We start from the raw sequence: 15,664 nt of genomic DNA on the forward strand, positions 1-15,664 counted from the left end.
ATGGACAATCCGCGCACCCATGACGATTGCGATGCCGCGCCCAGACCCATCACCGCGCTGGCCAGCGAGCATCCCCATGGCGAGCATATCGCCGCCCATCGCCACGCCCGCGCCCAGCTGATCCATACGCTCAGCGGCGTCATGACCGTCAGCGGCGGAGAGGGACGCTGGGTCGTGCCCCCGGGCCGCGCAGTGTGGATGCCCGCCGGGCAGGATCATGCCATCCGCATCGCGGGTGATGTCTCGATGCGCACCGTCTTCGTGCGCGAGGATGCGCGGGTGGACCTGCCCAAAAGCTGCGAGGTGATCGCTGTCTCCCCCTTTCTGCGCGAGGCCATTGTGGCAGCCACGCGCATCCCGCTCGATTACACCTCAGGCGGGCGGGACGAGCGGGTGATGCAGCTGATCCTCGATGAGATCGAGGCCGCCCCGCGTCTCGATCTGCATATCCACCTGCCGCGCGATCCCAGGCTGATGCGCGTCTGCGAGAGGATCATCACCGATCCCGCCGCCCCTGCCTCGCTGGAGTGTCTGGCCGACACCATCCATGTCAGCGCCCGCACCTTGGCCCGCATGTTCCACCGCGAACTGGGCACCAGCTTTGGCGACTGGCTGCGCCGCACGCGCCTGCTGCTCAGCCTGCCGCGTCTGGCGGCGGGTGCGTCGGTGCTGGAGGTCGCGCTGGAGCATGGCTATGACAGCCCCAGCGCCTTTGCCGCCATGTTCCGCCGCACTCTGGGCGTTTCACCCACCGCCTATCTGCAAAAAGGCGAGGTTTGAAGATTCGCGTCATCACGCGTCGCATGCTAGCGGACCCCGTCGCTCACAGGATCGGAACCCCATGACCCATATCATCGACGGCAAGGCCATCGCCAAGGCGCTGCGTGAAGAGATCGCCAAAGAGACCGCTCAGCTGGTCGCCAAGGGCGTGACTCCGGGTCTGGCCGTGGTGATCGTGGGCGATGATCCGGCGAGCCATGTCTATGTCAAATCCAAGGCGACGCAGACGGTGGAAGTCGGCATGGCCTCCTTCAAGCATGTTCTGGATGAGGCCACCACTCAGGCCGATCTGCTGGCCCTGATCGCCCGGCTGAACGAGGACCCGGCAGTGGACGGCATTCTGGTGCAACTGCCCCTGCCCAGTCAGATCGATGCCGAGACGGTGCTGCATGCGATCCTGCCGGCCAAGGATGTCGATGGTTTTCACCCCGTCAATGTCGGGCAGGTGGCCACGGGCAGCGGCGGCATCGCGCCCTGCACGCCTTTTGGCGCGATGAAGCTGATCAAGAGCTTCCGCGATGATCTCTCCGGCCTGCACGCCGTGGTGGTGGGCCGCTCGAACATCGTGGGCAAGCCGATGGTGCAGCTGCTGCTGGAAGAGCATTGCACGGTGACGGTGGTCCATTCGCGCACGCAGGATGTGGCGGCGCTGGTCCGCGCCGCCGACATCGTGATCGCCGCCGTGGGCCGCCCCGAAATGATCAAGGGCGACTGGATCAAGCCCGGCGCCATCGTGATTGACGTGGGCATCAACCGCATCACCACTCCGGAGGGCAAATCGCGTCTGGTGGGCGATGTCGCCTATGAGGAAGCCGCAAGACATGCCGCAGCCATCACCCCCGTGCCCGGCGGCGTGGGGCCGATGACCATCGCCAGCCTGCTGGCCAACACGCTGCAGGCGGCCAAGGCTCGGCTGGGCTGACAGCGTCCCATCACCTGTCACACGGATCGGCCGGGAACAGAAGCGCCCGGCCTCGATCAACACCCCACCCCCGGGCCGTCTCAGAACTTGATCGAGCCTTTGAGCATCACCCGATTGCTCACCGCGCCATTTTGCGTGGCGCCGGGCTCCATCGCGACGCCAAGGCTCTTGCCGCCGCCCAGATCCACCTGAGCCTTGGGCAGGCCCACCCGCATCGTGTAATCGCCCGAGAGCGGACGCATGCGATGCCTGTCCTGATTGGGGGCACAGACAATGATTTCGCCCATCTCGCCCCTCGCGCATCGTTTCTGGGGGAGCTGAAGGTCCACTTTGTCATCGGATGATGACAAGCGCCTCAGGTCAAATGTCTCGGCGCTGATGGGCGGTGGAGGCGGTTGGTCTGCCGGCATACATCATCCGCTGATCCTGTGGATTTTGACAGAACTACAATGGCTAACGGGTTCATGCGAATGAAATTTCCACGGTCTGTCCGTTAGAGCCCTACCCCCGCGCTGGCCGTGGCATCCCCGCTTTCATTTTTTTGACATGATGAAATTATATCGGCGGCTTTCATGAAGACCGGCACCCGCACCGCCCTGCGCCCCGAACTGCTGCTGAGCGAGCCGCAGAAACGCATCCTCTGGCATTTGCGCGCCGCCGGGCCGACGCCCCGCGTGCATTTGGCCGAAGCCATGGGCATGAACGGCGCCACCATGACCCGTGTGACCCAGCAGCTCTCCGCGCTCGGGCTGGTCGAGGAGCGCGACAGCGATGCCGCCACAGGTCGCGGCCGACCGATGATCCCGCTCGCTATCTGCGGGCGCGGGGGTTGGTCGGCAGGCGCAACGCTGCATCCCGGCTGGCTGGAGATCACGGTGGTCGATTTCGCCGGGACACCGCTGCTGCGCGATTCCATCCCTTTCACCGATCCCGATCCGCGCATGTTTGCCCGCGCGCTGGATACGCAGCTGCGGGCGCTGGTGGCGCAGCATGGCTTTATGCGCGGCAAGTTTCTGGGGCTGGGCGTGGCCGTGCCCGGCTATGCGCTGCAGGGCGACCGCAACCGCCGCAAGATGGTTGACTGGATGGCGCCATGGAACGATGCGCCGCTCGACGAGATCCTCGGCGATGTGCTGGGCGTGCCGGTGTGGATCGAGAATGACGGCACCGCCGCTGCGCTGGCCGAATATTACCGGCCGCAGATCGTGGGGGCCTATCGCTCGGTGCTGGTGTTTTTCCTCGGCCATGGCGTGGGCGCCGGGCTGATCGCCGAGCGCGACCTCTTTCCCGGCGAGCATCGCAATGCCGGCGAGGTCGGGCGGCTGTTTCCCGGCCATGGTCCACGCCCCTCCGGCATCGATCTGATGCGGGAGCTGAAGGAAGCAGGGGCCGCCATCACCTCTCTTTCGGAAATCGCCGGTCTGTTGGAAAGCCATGCCGCGGTGATCGAGGCCTGGGCCGACCGCGTCGCCGCGCAGCTGGAGCAGGCCGTGCTGAGCGGGATCGTCTGGCTCGATCCGGGAGCGGTGGTGATCTCGGGTGCGCTGCCACAGAGCGTGCTGGATGGACTGGCCACCCGGCTGGATGCCATCAACACCGCGCGCGACCGGGGCTATCTGGCCGCCACGCCGCAGATCCACGCCTCCACGCTGGGCAGCGCCGCCGTGGTCATCGGCGCGGCGCTGGCACCCATCCATGCCATCACCGCGATCCGCATGTGACGCCATGTGCCGTCGATTGCAAAAAGCCGATTTAATTTCATGTAAGAAATTAAAACTGTCACGCAGGCCCAGCATAGGCCCCTCATCCAACGACAGGGGGTTTCCATGAGCTTTGTTTCACGCCTGCTGACCGGAGCGGCGGCGCTTGCCTTGAGCGCCACCGCCACCCAGGCCTTTGCCGAAGACGCCAGGCCCGCCGACGCGCAGGCCGATGCGGGGGCCAATCAGCCCAGCGATATCGTCGTCACCGGATCGGCGCGCGCGCAGCGACGCTTTGGCGTGTCCTATGCGGTGAATTCCATGTCGCATGAGCAGATCGCCAAGCTGGCCCCGCGCAGCATGGCCGAGCTGATCGGCGCCCTGCCCGGCATTCAGGTGGAAGCCACTGGCGGCGAAGTGCAGAACATCACCCGCATCCGCGGCATCCCCACCGACCGCGGCTATCTCTACTTCCAGCAGGACGGGTTGCCGCTGTTCCACGAACTCGACGGCTATTTCTTCAACGCGGGCGACGGCATGAACCGCCTCGACCTGATGACCGACCGCGTGGAGACCGTGCGCGGCGGCCCCGCGCCAATCTATGCCAGCACGGCGGCGGGCATCGCCAATGTCATCACCCGCACCGGCACGGATCATACGCAGGGCGAGGCGCAGCTGACCTTGGGCACCAGCGGCCTCTACCGGCTGGACGCCTATCAGTCGGGCCCGCTGGGCCATGACACCTATTATGCCGTGGGCGGCTTTCTGCGGCTAAACGAAGGCTATCGCGATGCCGGCTATCCTTCGGACAAGGGCGGGCAGATCCGCGCCAACATCCTGCATAAATTCAGCAATGGCTCGCTCAAGCTTTCGGGCGAATATGTTAATGACCGCAATGCTTTCTACCTGTCGATCCCGACCGCCGATCCGCGCAACACCAGCGTCAGCCTGAACCCTTACATCAACTATTTCACGGGCACGCTGAACTCGTCATCGCTGGAATCGGTCAACATCCGTTACCGCGACGGTTCGGGCAACATCCAGACCCAGCATGGCGACCTGTCCAACGGACGCCACATCATGTTCGGCAATGTCGCGCTGGATTATGAGGGCGATTTCGGGCCTTGGCATGTATCGGCCAAAGGCGGCTACACCAAGGGCAAGAACCATTTCGACGCGCTCTATTCCACCTCCAACCCGGTGGATGCCGGCACATTCGCCGCCGGCTATCTGAGCGCGGCGCGCACCGCATTTGGCAGCAATGTCTCATACCTTGGCTATGCCTTCGCGGGCACCAATGGGCAGGGTGTCTACAACCCAGCGGCCTCCTCGGGTCTGGTGCTGTCGGCGCAATATCGCTCGGTGGAGGCGGATTTCTACTCCGGTCAGGGCGATCTCAGCGTCACCCGCAAATTCGATACGCCCATCGGCAAGCATGATATCCGCGTCGGGCTTTACGGCTCGCGCTATGGCAGCACGGCCTTCTCGATCTATCAGAACTATCTGATGCCGGTGCAGTCCAACCCGCAGATGCTCGATCTGGTGGCCTATTCCTCCAGCGGATCGGTGCTGGGTTATGTCACCGACAATGGCGCGATCAACGATGCCGTCTCGATGACGGGCGGGGCCTACAATGGCCGCGTCTTCGCAGCCTATGGCACCGACACATGGGACATCACCGACCATCTGCGCGTGGACCTTGGCCTGCGCCGCGAATGGTATGAGTATGATGGCTGGTATCGCGTGACCACCTCGGCCAATCTGGGCAATGCCGCAACGCTGGCCGACGATGCCACCCGCGCCTTCACCGGTCAAATCGTCAACCAGAAGCTCAAGCCCAATGCCACCAACTGGACGGTGGGCGCCAATTATGACCTCAATGGCCATCTGGGCGCCTATGCGCGCATGTCGCAATTGCAGGTGCCGCCGGGCGCCTCGGTGACGATCAGCAGCCCCATCGTCACCACCACGACCTCGGCCAAGCTCTATGAGGTGGGGCTGAAGGCCTCCTTTGGCCGATCCTATCTCTATCTGACGGGCTTCTACACCAAGTTCGATCCGCTCAGCGCCGCCTTCACCGCCTTCAACCCCACAACCGGGCGCAGCGACCAGACCATCAACTTCGTGGGCAAGGCGCGCGACATCGGCGTGGAGGCCGATGGCCAGTTGCATATCGCCGGGCCGCTCTCCATCGCCGGGTCGCTGACGGTGCAGGACCCGAAATATCTCAACTTCACCAGTTCGGTGGGTGCCGACGCCAGCGGCGGCAATGGCAAGCAGATGGTCCGCCAGCCCAAGATCTATGGCAACATCCGGCCCACGGTGGATTTCATGGCAGGGGGCAACAAGATCAGCCTCTATGGTCGCTATGACTATGTCAGCCGCCGCTATGTCGACTATTCGAACACCACGGCGCTGCCCGCCTATGGCTATTTCGGCGTGGGCGCCCTGTTCGAGCGTGACCGCTGGTCCTTCCAGGTGGTGGGCGACAACATCACCAACGCCCATGGCCTGACCGAAGGCAACACCGCCGGCGACGTGCTGACCGGGCAAGGCTCTTCCACGGCGATCTTCGGGCGGCCGCTGTTCGGGCGTTCTTTCCGCTTCGTGCTCTCGCGCAAGTGGTGATCTGATCGGCGGGAGTCTTTGCCCGGCCCCCGCCCCCCTTCCTTTGACGAAAGCTGATCCTCATGACCAAGGCGATGTTCGCCATGGCCGCGCTTGCCTGCGCGGCAGCCACTCCGGCACATGCCACCGATACTCAGGACACCATGCGCCGCATCCGCGATCCGCAAGGAGGACTGATCGTGATTGCCCATCGCGGTTGCCACGAACCGGCCCCCTGGCATGGCTGGGGCAGCGCACCGGAGAATTCGGCACTGGCGCTGCAGCGCTGCGCGCAGATGGGCGTCGATGTGATGGAAACCGATGTCCACAAGACGCGCGACGGCTATCTGGTGATCATGCATGACGACAGTGTCGACCGCATGACCGATGGCAAGGGCGCCATCGAGAAGCTGACACTGGCCCAGATCAAGGCGCTGCATCTGCGCGAGAATGAAGGGGGCGCCGATGCGCCTCTCACCGATCAGACCATGCTGACGCTCGATGAGATGCTGGCCATGGCCAAGGGGCGGATCGTGCTCAACCTCGACGTCAAGGCGATGATCTATGCCGAGGTGGTCGATGCGGTGATGCGCGCCGGGGCGCAGGACCGGGTGATCGTGAAGACGTTTGGCGGGCTGGGCAGCGCCCCGCTGGCTTCGATCGCGCCCTTCGACAAGGTGCCTTTCGCGGTGATCCCGATGAGCGCCGATGAGCGCGGGATCGATATCCCGGAGGTGATGCGCCGCCAGATGGCGGGCGCTCACAAGCCCATCGCCTTTGAGTTACCACTGCTGCAGCTTTCCGCCCTGCCCGCGATTGGCGAGCAGTCGCAAAAGCTGAAAGTGCGGCTTTGGGTCAACACGCTGTTCAACGGCTTTGTCATCGGCGGGGGCAATGATGTCGATGCACTGCGCAGGCCGGATGCCGTCTGGGGCGACCTCTATCGCCGGGGCGTCACCATGATCCAGACCGACGATCCCGAAGCCATGCTGCGCTTCCGCGATGCGGAGCTGAAGCACTGATCGTCAGAAATGGGCCGATCCCCGATCAGGATCGGCCCATGGCCCTTACGGTTTCCGCGCCAGAGTTGCGATAAATGTCGGGAGATAGCGGTCGATCAGGAAGCGCGGTGTCGGAGCATGGTCCTCCTGAAAGCCCGCGATCTGGAAGCCTGCCTCGATCTGACCCGCGATCAGGTCCGTCAGGCTATGGCCAAAGACCAGCGCCTCGCCGCTGGAGAGCTTGGCCTCCAGTGCTTCGGGCGGCAGATCGCGCATGTCGGCATAGGGCATGGCATAGGCGGGGCGGATCAGCCCTTGCTGTGCCAGAGCAGCATCGCGGTCACCCACAAAGATCACCGGATTGTAGAAGCTGGCCAACAGTCGCCCGCCGGGACGCAGAACACGGAAAGCCTCCCGCCACACCGGCCTGACATCCGGCACATAATGGTTCGAAATCGGGTGGAAGATGATATCGAACCGGCCATCGTCAAAGGTGGAGAGGTCGCGCATATCGCCCTGCACCGTGGTCAGGGTCAGCCCATCGCGCTGCGCCACAAGGCGGTCCTGCTCCAGCTGGCCCTGCGAGGCATCGAAGACCGTCACCTGCGCGCCCGCTGCAGCAAGGACCGGCCCCTGCTGCCCTCCGGCTGAGGCAAGACACAGGATACGCTGCCCGCGGACATCGCCGAGCCAGTCGGCGGGCAGCACTCCGGGCGTCAGTTGCACAGACCATCGCCCGGCCCGCGCCGCTACGATGGTTTCAGAGGATACAGGGCGCGACCATTCACAGTCGCTGGCGGCCTGATGGTCCCAGGCAGCCTGATTATGCCTGAGGATATCGAGAGATGTGGTGTGTGGCATGGTGATCTCGGATCATGAGCCCGGCAGCAAGGCACAGCGCCGCCCCTGGTGGGCAGAGACCCTGTTTGCCGGACTGGATAGATTGAGCCTATACGACAGAGGCATAGGCCGGGCACGCGCTGCAACTGCCGAAGGGCAGTTTCTCTTCGCGCGGATGCTCTTTACTGCAGGATCACGACACCGGACTCCCAAAACCGGGGCGAGCCTATCAGCGGATCTTCACCCGGGCAACAATGGAAAGCGCCTTTGCGGCGAGCCCGGCGGCCTTTATGGCGCTGCAGCATGCTCGATCTTTTTCCTGATGACCGCAAGGCCCTGCCCCTCGATCCCGGCGCCTGTCTGCTGGGCGGTCTGGCATTGCCCTTTGCACCGGCGTTGCTGGAGGACATCCGGCAGATCGCCGCGCAGGCTCCTTTCCGGCATCTGGAAACGCCCGGCGGCAAGCGCATGTCCGTTGCCATGACCAATGCCGGGGGGCTGGGCTGGGTTTCCGATCGGTTCGGCTATCGCTATGAGCCGCGCGATCCGCTCAGCGGTCAGGCCTGGCCCGCCATGCCGCCGCTGTTTGCGCAGCTTGCGCGGGAGGCGGCGGAGCAGGCCGGATTTGCCGGATTTGCTCCCGAGGCCTGCCTGATCAACCGCTACACCCCCGGCAGCAGGCTGACGCTGCATCAGGATCGCGACGAACGGCATCTCGATCAGCCGATTGTCTCGGTGTCGCTGGGGGTGGATGCCACATTCCTGTGGGGCGGGCAGGCGCGTGGCGGCCGGGTGAAGCGGATCGCCTTGCATCATGGCGATGTGGTGGTCTGGGGCGGCCCGGCGCGGCTGACCTATCACGGCATCGATGTGCTTCCAGAAGGCCTGCATCCGCTGACGGGCGATCTGCGTTACAATCTCACCTTCCGCCAAGCCGGATAAGCCGGTTCAGAAGGTAAAGCCCATCTGGGCCTGAGCGGGCGGCTCCGGCAAGGCGCCTTCCAGCTTGAGCATATGCGCCTTGGAATCCGATCCGCCCGGCGCTGAAAAGCCGCCAATTTTGCCGCCTGCCGCCAACACGCGATGACAGGGAATGATCAGCGGCACGGGATTGCGCGCCATGGCCTCGCCCACCAGACGGGCGGCCTGCGGTTCTTCACCCAGATCGCGGGCGACCGCGCCATAGGTGGTGGTCTGGCCCCAGCCCAGCTTGCGCACCAGATCGTAGATGCGCAGGAACAGCGGCTCCTGCTCGCCCAGATCGACGGGGACTTGCGAGAAATCCTGCACTTCTCCCGCGAAATAGCGCTGCGCCGCTGCGATTACAGCGCCGACCTTTTCGGGCGGCTGAGTGGCGGTGGAGGTTGGATGCCGTTTGAACAGGGCACGCTCGGCAGACTCGTGGCTGGATGCGGGCAGGCGAAAGGCCACCACGCCTGTGTTGGTCCAGCCAATCGCCGCGAAGCCGTAATCGGTGGCGAAGATGTGATGGCGGATCGCTTGCATGGGGGCCTTTATGGATGCTTCCTCAGCCTCCATATCAGCCGCTACGGCGCTTATTTCAACCCCGCCTCCAGCGCCAGACGCAGCAGGTCAGCGGTGCGGGCGACGCCCAGCTTGGTCTTGATCAGGCTGCAATTGTTGGCGATGGTTTTATAACCCAGCCCCAGCAGATCGGCGATTTCGCTCAGACTCTTGCCCGCCGCCAACTGGCGCAGAATTTCCAGATCGCGCGGGGCCAGCTGCGCCAGCGAACTGGCGGGGGTGGCGGTCTGCAACGCCAGCGCCTGCGCCAGTTCATGCTCGATATAGCGCCCGCCCGCGCCCACCTTGCGGATGGCCGTCAGCATCTCGTCGGGCGAGGCGTTCTTGCTGACATAGCCCTGCGCCCCGGCATTGAGCGCGCGGGTGACGTACAAAGGCTCGGCATGCATGCTCAGCACCAGAATGGGCGTGACGCTGATCTGGCGCAGCCGGGCGACCAGCTCCACCCCGCCCAGTTGCGGCAGGTTGAGATCGACGATGATCAGATCGAGGTTTTGCGCCCGGGCGATGGCGAGGCCTTCACGCCCGGTCTCCGCCTCGAAGATTTCGTCCTGAGAGATGATCGCCAGCATGCGCCGCAAGCCGGCGCGCACCACGGCATGATCGTCCACCAGCAGAATTCTCATGATTGTCCTTCCTTATGCGGCCATGCCAGCCGGGCCTGCACGCTCCACCCCTGTCCTGCCGCGCCCGGGCCATAGGTCAGGCTGCCACCCCCGGCCTCTACCCTTTCGCGCATGCCGATCAGGCCCAGACCGCTGCCGCTGGCCGCGCTTTGGCTGGAGCCATCATCCTCCACCGTCACCAGCAATTCGCCGTTTTCCCGCCCCAGAGCGATGCGGATCAGGTCAGGCTTGCCATGGCGCACGGCATTGTTCACGCCCTCCTGCACGATGCGATAGGCCACTTCGGCGGTGGGGCCGGAAATGGCTTCATCAGGCAGGGCGAGGTCGAACAGCAGATCGGGCTGGCGGGTGGCCCAGAAGCGCACCAGATCCTCGATGGCGGCATTCAGGCCGAATTCCGTCACCTGCGTGGGGCGCAATCGCACCAGCAGATCGCGCACCTGCTTCTGCATATAGCGTACCGCGCTCTGGATTTCCTGCACCCGCTCGGGGATCGCCTCGTGACGCCCGGAGGCCGCGAATTGCGCGATCACCTCGGCATCGAGGCTGACCGCGAAGAGATGCGGGCCAATCTCGTCATGCAGATCGCGGGCGATATCGGCGCGCTCTTCCTCCTGCAGGTTGGCCAGCTGTTCGGCCAGTTGACGGTTGCGGGCGCTGGTGGCTTCCAGCTCGCCCGCCATACGGTTGAAGCCGCGTTGCAGATGGCGGACCTCTGGCGCGCCGGTTTCCGCCACGCGACCGGCATAGTCCCCGCCGCCCAGTTCGCGAAAGCGCTGCGCCAGCACCGTCAGCGGGCGGAAGGCCGCGGTGATCACCATATAGACCATCAGCAGCCCGGCCATCGCCGTCACCACCAGCACGCCCATCAGCGCAAGGAACTCATTCCATGTCGCGCTGACATCGAGATCGGGCGTGGGTGTCAGCACCAGTTGCCCCGCGCCGAAACGGGTGCGCGGCAGAGGCAGCGCCATGCCCGAGGGTGTAATCTTGAGCAAAGCACGGAACCAGCCGGGCGGCGGCGTGTCACTCTGCTGCGTATGGGAAACGGCGGCGACTTTGCCATCAGCCCCCAGAAGCGTGGCGCGAATATGGCGATTGCCATCGAAGGTCTCGACCAGCTCGTGCAGGTCGCGCGCGGGGTGGTCCGATTGGGGCAAATCCTCGAAGGTGTCGGCCACGGTCTGATGGGCGCCGCTCATCCCGGCGGAGAGTTCGGCGGAAAGGGCGCGACGCACCTCATAGCCCGCCACCAGCGTGCCCAGAGTCATGGCCAGCAGCAGGACCAGCCCGATAACCAGAATGATGCGTACCCTTAGCGGCATGGCCCAAGGCCTAACACAGGCCGGGCGCTGACGGGACGCTTTTCCTGAACGCTTATGCAGATCGGGAATTCTTCCCGGGAAGATCGGGAAGGCTTGGCATCGCTTGGCTTTTGCGCGCGCGATATTCGGCAGGACATAGCTTTAGACAGGGTTCCCCTCATGCCGCTTCATGCTTCCTTGCGTTCGATCCTTGCCCTCTCCGTCAGCGGCGCCGCGCTGCTGGCCGCCCCTCAGGCCTTTGCCGACAGCAATGGCGCGCCCGCCGATATCGTGGTGACGGCCAAGCGGCTCGACGATGCGCGCGAGAGCATCAAGCCCAGCCTTGGCGCCTCGACCTACACGCTGGATTCGCAGGCCATTGCCAATCTGCCGGGCGGCGACAATCTGGGCATGCAGGACATCATCCTGCAGATGCCCGGCGTCAGTCAGGACCAGTTCGGCCAGTTCCATGTGCGCGATGAGCACAATGGCGTGCAATATCGCCTCAACGGCATCATCCTGCCTGAAAGCATCGCGGTCTTCGGCCAGATGCTCTCGCCGCGCATGGTGGACAAGGTCAGCCTCGTCACCGGCACGCTGCCCGCGCAATATGGGCTGCGCACGGCGGGCATCATCGACATCACCACCAAGTCCGGTCAGGCCAACAGCGCCACCTTCAGCCTCTATGGCGGCAGCCATGAGACCATCGAACCCAGCGTCTCGGTCAGCGGCAGCAAGGGGGCGACCAGCTGGTTCTTCTCGGGCGATTACAAGCACAGCGATCTGGGCATCGAGAACGTCAACGGCAATTACAGCGCCATTCATGACCGCACCAACCAGTTCAACGGCTTTGGCTATGTCGATCATATCCTTGGCGAAAATGACCGTATCGCGCTGACCGGCGGCTACACCAGCCAGCATTACCAGATCCCCAACCCCACCGGCCTTGTGGGCGGCCAGACCGACGTCAACGGCAATCCCGTCGCGGTCAATGGCGTGACCAGCTACAACAGCGAGAACCTCAACGAGCAGCAGCTGCAGACCTTCGGCTTCGGGGCGCTGAGCTGGCTGCACACCAATGGCAACTTCTCTTCGCAGCTTTCCGCCTTCGGGCGCGTCGCCAATCTGGACTATCGCCCCGATTACACCGGCGAGATGCTGTTCAACGCCACCGCGCAATATGCCAGCAAGCGCGACATCACCGTGGGCCTGCAATGGGACAGCGCCTATAAGATCAACGAACATCACACGCTGCGCGGCGGGTTGCTGTTCGAGAATGACAATTCGCACAGCTGGACCAACACCGGCACCTTCCCCACCGATGGCGATGTTTACGATCCCACCCAGCCGCTCAATGGTTACAGCGCGGGGAACATCATCGGGCCGGATCAGCTGAACGCCTCGGTCACCAACATCACCCAGCGCACCTACAGCGCCTATCTGCAGGACGAATGGCATCTGACGCATCGCTTCGTGCTGAACTTCGGCGCGCGCTTCGATGAAAACGATGGCGTGCGCGATGAGCGCCAGCTCAGCCCCCGCGTCAATATGGTGTGGACGCCCACCAACGGCACTACGGTGCATGCCGGCTATGCCCGCTATTTCGCCCCCGCGCCCTTCGAGCTGATCGCCAACAGCAATCTGGCGCAGGTGTTCAACACCACCGCCACGCCCAATGTGCGCACCAACAACGCCACCTATGCCCAGCGCGAGAACTATTGGGACGCCGGCATCCAGCAGAAGATCGGCGGCCTGACCTTGGGGCTGGACGGCTATTTCCGCCGCTCGACCCATCTGGTGGATGAAGGCCAGTTCGGCGCACCGATCATCCTGACGCCCTTCAACTATGCCAAGGGCCGCATCTTCGGCACCGAATTCACCGCCAATTACACCCATGGCGGCTTCAGCGCCTATGGCAACATCGCCTATGAGAAAGCGCAGGGCACACAGATCGTCTCCAACGAGTATAATTTCGCCGCCGCCGATCTGGCCTATATCGCCAATCACTACATCTATCTCGACCATGACCAGACCTGGAGCGGCTCGGCAGGCGCCTCCTATCGCTGGTCGAGCGGGGTGCTGAAGAACTCGCGGATTTCGGCGGATATGATCTTCGGTTCCGGCCTGCGCAGCGATCTGACGCTGGCCGATGGCAGCAGCATCCCCAATGGTGCGGCCTTGCCCGATTACGCCACCTTCAACCTCTCGGTCGGGCATAAGTTCGTGCGCAGCGGGGTCGATGTGCGGCTCGATGTGCAGAACCTGTTCGACAAGATCTATGAGGTGCGTGACGGCACCGGCGTCGGCGTGGGTGCCCCCTCCTTCGGCGCGCGGCGCGGGGTGTTCCTGGGCATTTCCAAGACCATCTGATGCTGCGGGCGAGGCGTGCCCGGCGTGCGCCTCGCTGCCCTCCTGTTTCACGCGGAGATGCGTTTTCGGGATTGCGGCCATGCTCGTTGCGATATAGGTTATGATACAACATACCATATAAGGATTGCCTATGTCCGCCACCCCCGCGCCTCTGGCCCAGCTGCCCGTTACCGTCCTGTCCGGCTTCCTCGGCGCGGGCAAGACCACCCTGCTCAACGCCCTGCTCGCCAACCGGCAGGGGCTGCGCATCGCGGTGATCGTCAACGACATGTCCGAGGTCAACATCGACGCCGATCTGGTGCGCGGCGGCGATGCCTCTCTGGCCCGCAGTGAGGAAACCTTGGTCGAAATGACCAATGGCTGCATCTGCTGCACCCTGCGCGACGATCTGCTGATCGAGGTGCGCAAGCTGGCCGAAGCAGGCCGTTTCGATTACCTCGTGATCGAAAGCACGGGCATTTCCGAGCCGCTGCCCGTGGCCGCCACCTTTTCCTTCCGCGATGAGGAAGGCATGTCGCTGGGCGATGTGGCGCGGCTCGACACGATGGTGACGGTGGTCGATGCCATCAACCTGCTGAAGGATTATTCCAGTCAGGATTTCCTGGCCGATCGCGGGGAGTCTTTGGGCGAGGACGACACGCGCAGCCTTGTCGGCCTGCTGGTGGAGCAGATCGAATTCGCCGATGTGGTGGTGGTCAACAAGGCCTCTTCGGTCAGCGCCGAACATCTGGCGGTGGTGAAAAAGCTGGTCGCCAGCCTCAATGCCGATGCGCGGATCATCGCCGCCGATCATGGTCAGGTGGATCTGCAGACCATCCTCGGCACCGGGCTTTTCGATGAGGAAAAGGCATCGCAGCACCCGCTCTGGGCCAAGGAGCTTTACGGCTATGCCCAGCATCAGCCCGAAACCGAGGAATACGGCATCGAAAGCTTTGTCTATCGCGCCCGCCGTCCCTTCGATCCGGCGTTCCTGCACACCTTCCTCACCAGCGACGCTCTGGACCGTGTGGTGCGCGCCAAGGGCCATTTCTGGCTGGCCACCCGCCCCGATCTGGTGGGCGAACTGGCGCTGGCGGGCGCGCAGACCACCACCTCGCGCATGGGCCGCTGGTGGGGCAGCATTCCCAAGAACCAGTGGCCCGACGATGGCCGCTTCGAAAGCTTCGTCGCCCGCCACTGGGACGAGATCTGGGGCGACCGGCGGCAGGAACTGGTCTTCATCGGCATCGATATGGATGAGGGCGCGATCCGGCGCGCCCTCGATGCCTGCCTGCTGCCCGTGGACAGCTTCACCCCCGATGTCTGGACACGGCTGAACGATCCCTTCCCCTCATGGGACATGCCCGTGCCCGAGGCCGCCGAATGACCCTCGCGCGGACGAAAATCCCCACCGCGTGTGTGTCCGTCTCCGCGCGGATCGAGGTGCTGGAGGACATCCTCGGCCAAGGCGTGGAACTGGCGATCTGGCAGCGCGAAAGGCCTGCCGATCTGGCATGGCTGGATCACCATGATTGGGACCAGATCGATGATATCGACGCTATTGTCCTGCTGGACGATCTGCATGGCGAGGTGATCGATCTGATGCGGGAGAGCTTCTATCCCACGGGGGAACAAGGCTCGGCTCTGGCCAGCGAGATCATCAGCCTCGCCGCCTATTTCGCCGATCTGATGGGAAGCACATCCTTGCGCCTGCGGCTGGAGGTGGTGGAAACCGACGCCTGCCGCAAGTTCCACACCGATCATGTTGCCGCCCGCCTGCTCAGCACCTTTTCCGGGCAGGGCACGCAATGGATCTACGCCTCTGCGCAGGCCGATATCCAGCAGATGGCGCCGGGCGATGTCGGCATCTTCAAGGGGCGGCTGTGGGAGGAAAACCCCACAGTCCTCCACCGCTCGCCACCGATTGCGGCAGCGGGCGAGACGCGCCTGCTGCTGGCGCTCGATCCGGCGCCCTGATCGCTCCATGCGC

The 15,664-nt window shown here is 64.1% G+C and carries 14 protein-coding genes; 9 read left to right on the forward strand and 5 right to left on the reverse strand.

Features of this window, described 5'->3' with window-relative positions; translation table 11 throughout:
* Both HGK27_RS19295 and folD read left to right on the forward strand, forming a co-directional pair.
* A complete protein-coding gene (locus HGK27_RS19295; protein ID WP_206244476.1) occupies positions 1 to 780 on the forward strand; it encodes an AraC family transcriptional regulator in 780 nt (259 codons plus the stop codon).
* A gap of 61 nt (positions 781 to 841) precedes the next feature.
* On the forward strand, positions 842 to 1,702 hold the full coding sequence (folD, locus tag HGK27_RS19300; protein WP_206244477.1) for a bifunctional methylenetetrahydrofolate dehydrogenase/methenyltetrahydrofolate cyclohydrolase FolD: 861 nt from the start codon (positions 842 to 844) through the stop codon (positions 1,700 to 1,702).
* A gap of 80 nt (positions 1,703 to 1,782) precedes the next feature.
* Here the strand turns inward: folD and HGK27_RS19305 are convergent, their stop codons facing one another.
* Positions 1,783 to 1,989 carry a hypothetical protein gene (locus HGK27_RS19305; RefSeq protein ID WP_206244478.1) on the reverse strand — a complete coding sequence of 69 codons (207 nt, stop codon included), beginning with the start codon at positions 1,987 to 1,989 and terminating at the stop codon, positions 1,783 to 1,785.
* A gap of 285 nt (positions 1,990 to 2,274) precedes the next feature.
* On the opposite strand from HGK27_RS19305, the gene HGK27_RS19310 reads away from it, so the two are divergent.
* From HGK27_RS19310 to HGK27_RS19320, 3 genes are all read left to right on the forward strand, one after another.
* The gene (locus HGK27_RS19310) at positions 2,275 to 3,423 is read left to right on the forward strand and encodes an ROK family transcriptional regulator (RefSeq protein WP_206244479.1); all 1,149 of its coding nucleotides are present in this window, start codon (positions 2,275 to 2,277) and stop codon (positions 3,421 to 3,423) included.
* A gap of 105 nt (positions 3,424 to 3,528) precedes the next feature.
* Positions 3,529 to 6,030 (forward strand): TonB-dependent receptor, encoded by a 2,502-nt coding sequence (locus HGK27_RS19315; protein ID WP_206244480.1) that lies wholly within the window; start codon positions 3,529 to 3,531, stop codon positions 6,028 to 6,030.
* 62 nt (positions 6,031 to 6,092) lie between these two features.
* Positions 6,093 to 7,031 (forward strand): glycerophosphodiester phosphodiesterase family protein, encoded by a 939-nt coding sequence (locus tag HGK27_RS19320; protein WP_206244481.1) that lies wholly within the window; start codon positions 6,093 to 6,095, stop codon positions 7,029 to 7,031.
* A 45-nt stretch (positions 7,032 to 7,076) separates the two neighbouring features.
* On the opposite strand, the gene HGK27_RS19325 is transcribed toward HGK27_RS19320, so the two are convergent.
* Positions 7,077 to 7,871, reverse strand: coding sequence for a class I SAM-dependent methyltransferase (locus tag HGK27_RS19325; RefSeq protein WP_206244482.1), 795 nt, complete (start codon positions 7,869 to 7,871; stop codon positions 7,077 to 7,079).
* Positions 7,872 to 8,153: 282 nt separating this feature from the next.
* Between HGK27_RS19325 and alkB the strand changes: the two genes are divergently transcribed.
* The gene (gene alkB, locus HGK27_RS19330; RefSeq protein WP_206244483.1) at positions 8,154 to 8,792 is read left to right on the forward strand and encodes a DNA oxidative demethylase AlkB; all 639 of its coding nucleotides are present in this window, start codon (positions 8,154 to 8,156) and stop codon (positions 8,790 to 8,792) included.
* Between the two features lie 6 nt (positions 8,793 to 8,798).
* Here alkB and HGK27_RS19335 read toward each other — a convergent pair whose 3' ends face one another.
* Genes HGK27_RS19335 through HGK27_RS19345 form a run of 3 tightly spaced genes read right to left on the reverse strand, consistent with a single transcriptional unit; the run spans position 8,799 to position 11,346 of the window.
* A complete protein-coding gene (locus tag HGK27_RS19335) occupies positions 8,799 to 9,356 on the reverse strand; it encodes a methylated-DNA--[protein]-cysteine S-methyltransferase (RefSeq protein WP_206244484.1) in 558 nt (185 codons plus the stop codon).
* A gap of 50 nt (positions 9,357 to 9,406) precedes the next feature.
* Positions 9,407 to 10,021, reverse strand: a complete 615-nt coding sequence (locus HGK27_RS19340) for a response regulator (RefSeq protein WP_241127634.1) — start codon at positions 10,019 to 10,021, stop codon at positions 9,407 to 9,409.
* A complete protein-coding gene (locus tag HGK27_RS19345) occupies positions 10,018 to 11,346 on the reverse strand; it encodes a sensor histidine kinase (RefSeq protein ID WP_206244485.1) in 1,329 nt (442 codons plus the stop codon). The genes HGK27_RS19340 and HGK27_RS19345 overlap by 4 nt, the downstream gene beginning before the upstream one ends.
* A 159-nt stretch (positions 11,347 to 11,505) precedes the next feature.
* Here HGK27_RS19345 and HGK27_RS19350 point away from each other — a divergent pair, with 159 nt between their 5' ends.
* The 3 genes from HGK27_RS19350 (at position 11,506) to HGK27_RS19360 (ending at position 15,651) form a co-directional block, all read left to right on the forward strand.
* Positions 11,506 to 13,695 (forward strand): TonB-dependent receptor, encoded by a 2,190-nt coding sequence (locus tag HGK27_RS19350; RefSeq protein ID WP_206244486.1) that lies wholly within the window; start codon positions 11,506 to 11,508, stop codon positions 13,693 to 13,695.
* Between the two features lie 130 nt (positions 13,696 to 13,825).
* Complete coding sequence (locus tag HGK27_RS19355) at positions 13,826 to 15,061, forward strand: GTP-binding protein (protein WP_206244487.1); 1,236 nt, start codon at positions 13,826 to 13,828, stop codon at positions 15,059 to 15,061.
* The gene (locus tag HGK27_RS19360; protein WP_206244488.1) at positions 15,058 to 15,651 is read left to right on the forward strand and encodes a DUF1826 domain-containing protein; all 594 of its coding nucleotides are present in this window, start codon (positions 15,058 to 15,060) and stop codon (positions 15,649 to 15,651) included. The genes HGK27_RS19355 and HGK27_RS19360 overlap by 4 nt, the downstream gene beginning before the upstream one ends.
* The last annotated feature ends 13 nt before the right edge of the window (positions 15,652 to 15,664 follow it).

Source organism: Novosphingobium terrae, assembly GCF_017163935.1.
GTDB classification, from domain to species: Bacteria; Pseudomonadota; Alphaproteobacteria; order Sphingomonadales; family Sphingomonadaceae; genus Novosphingobium; species Novosphingobium terrae.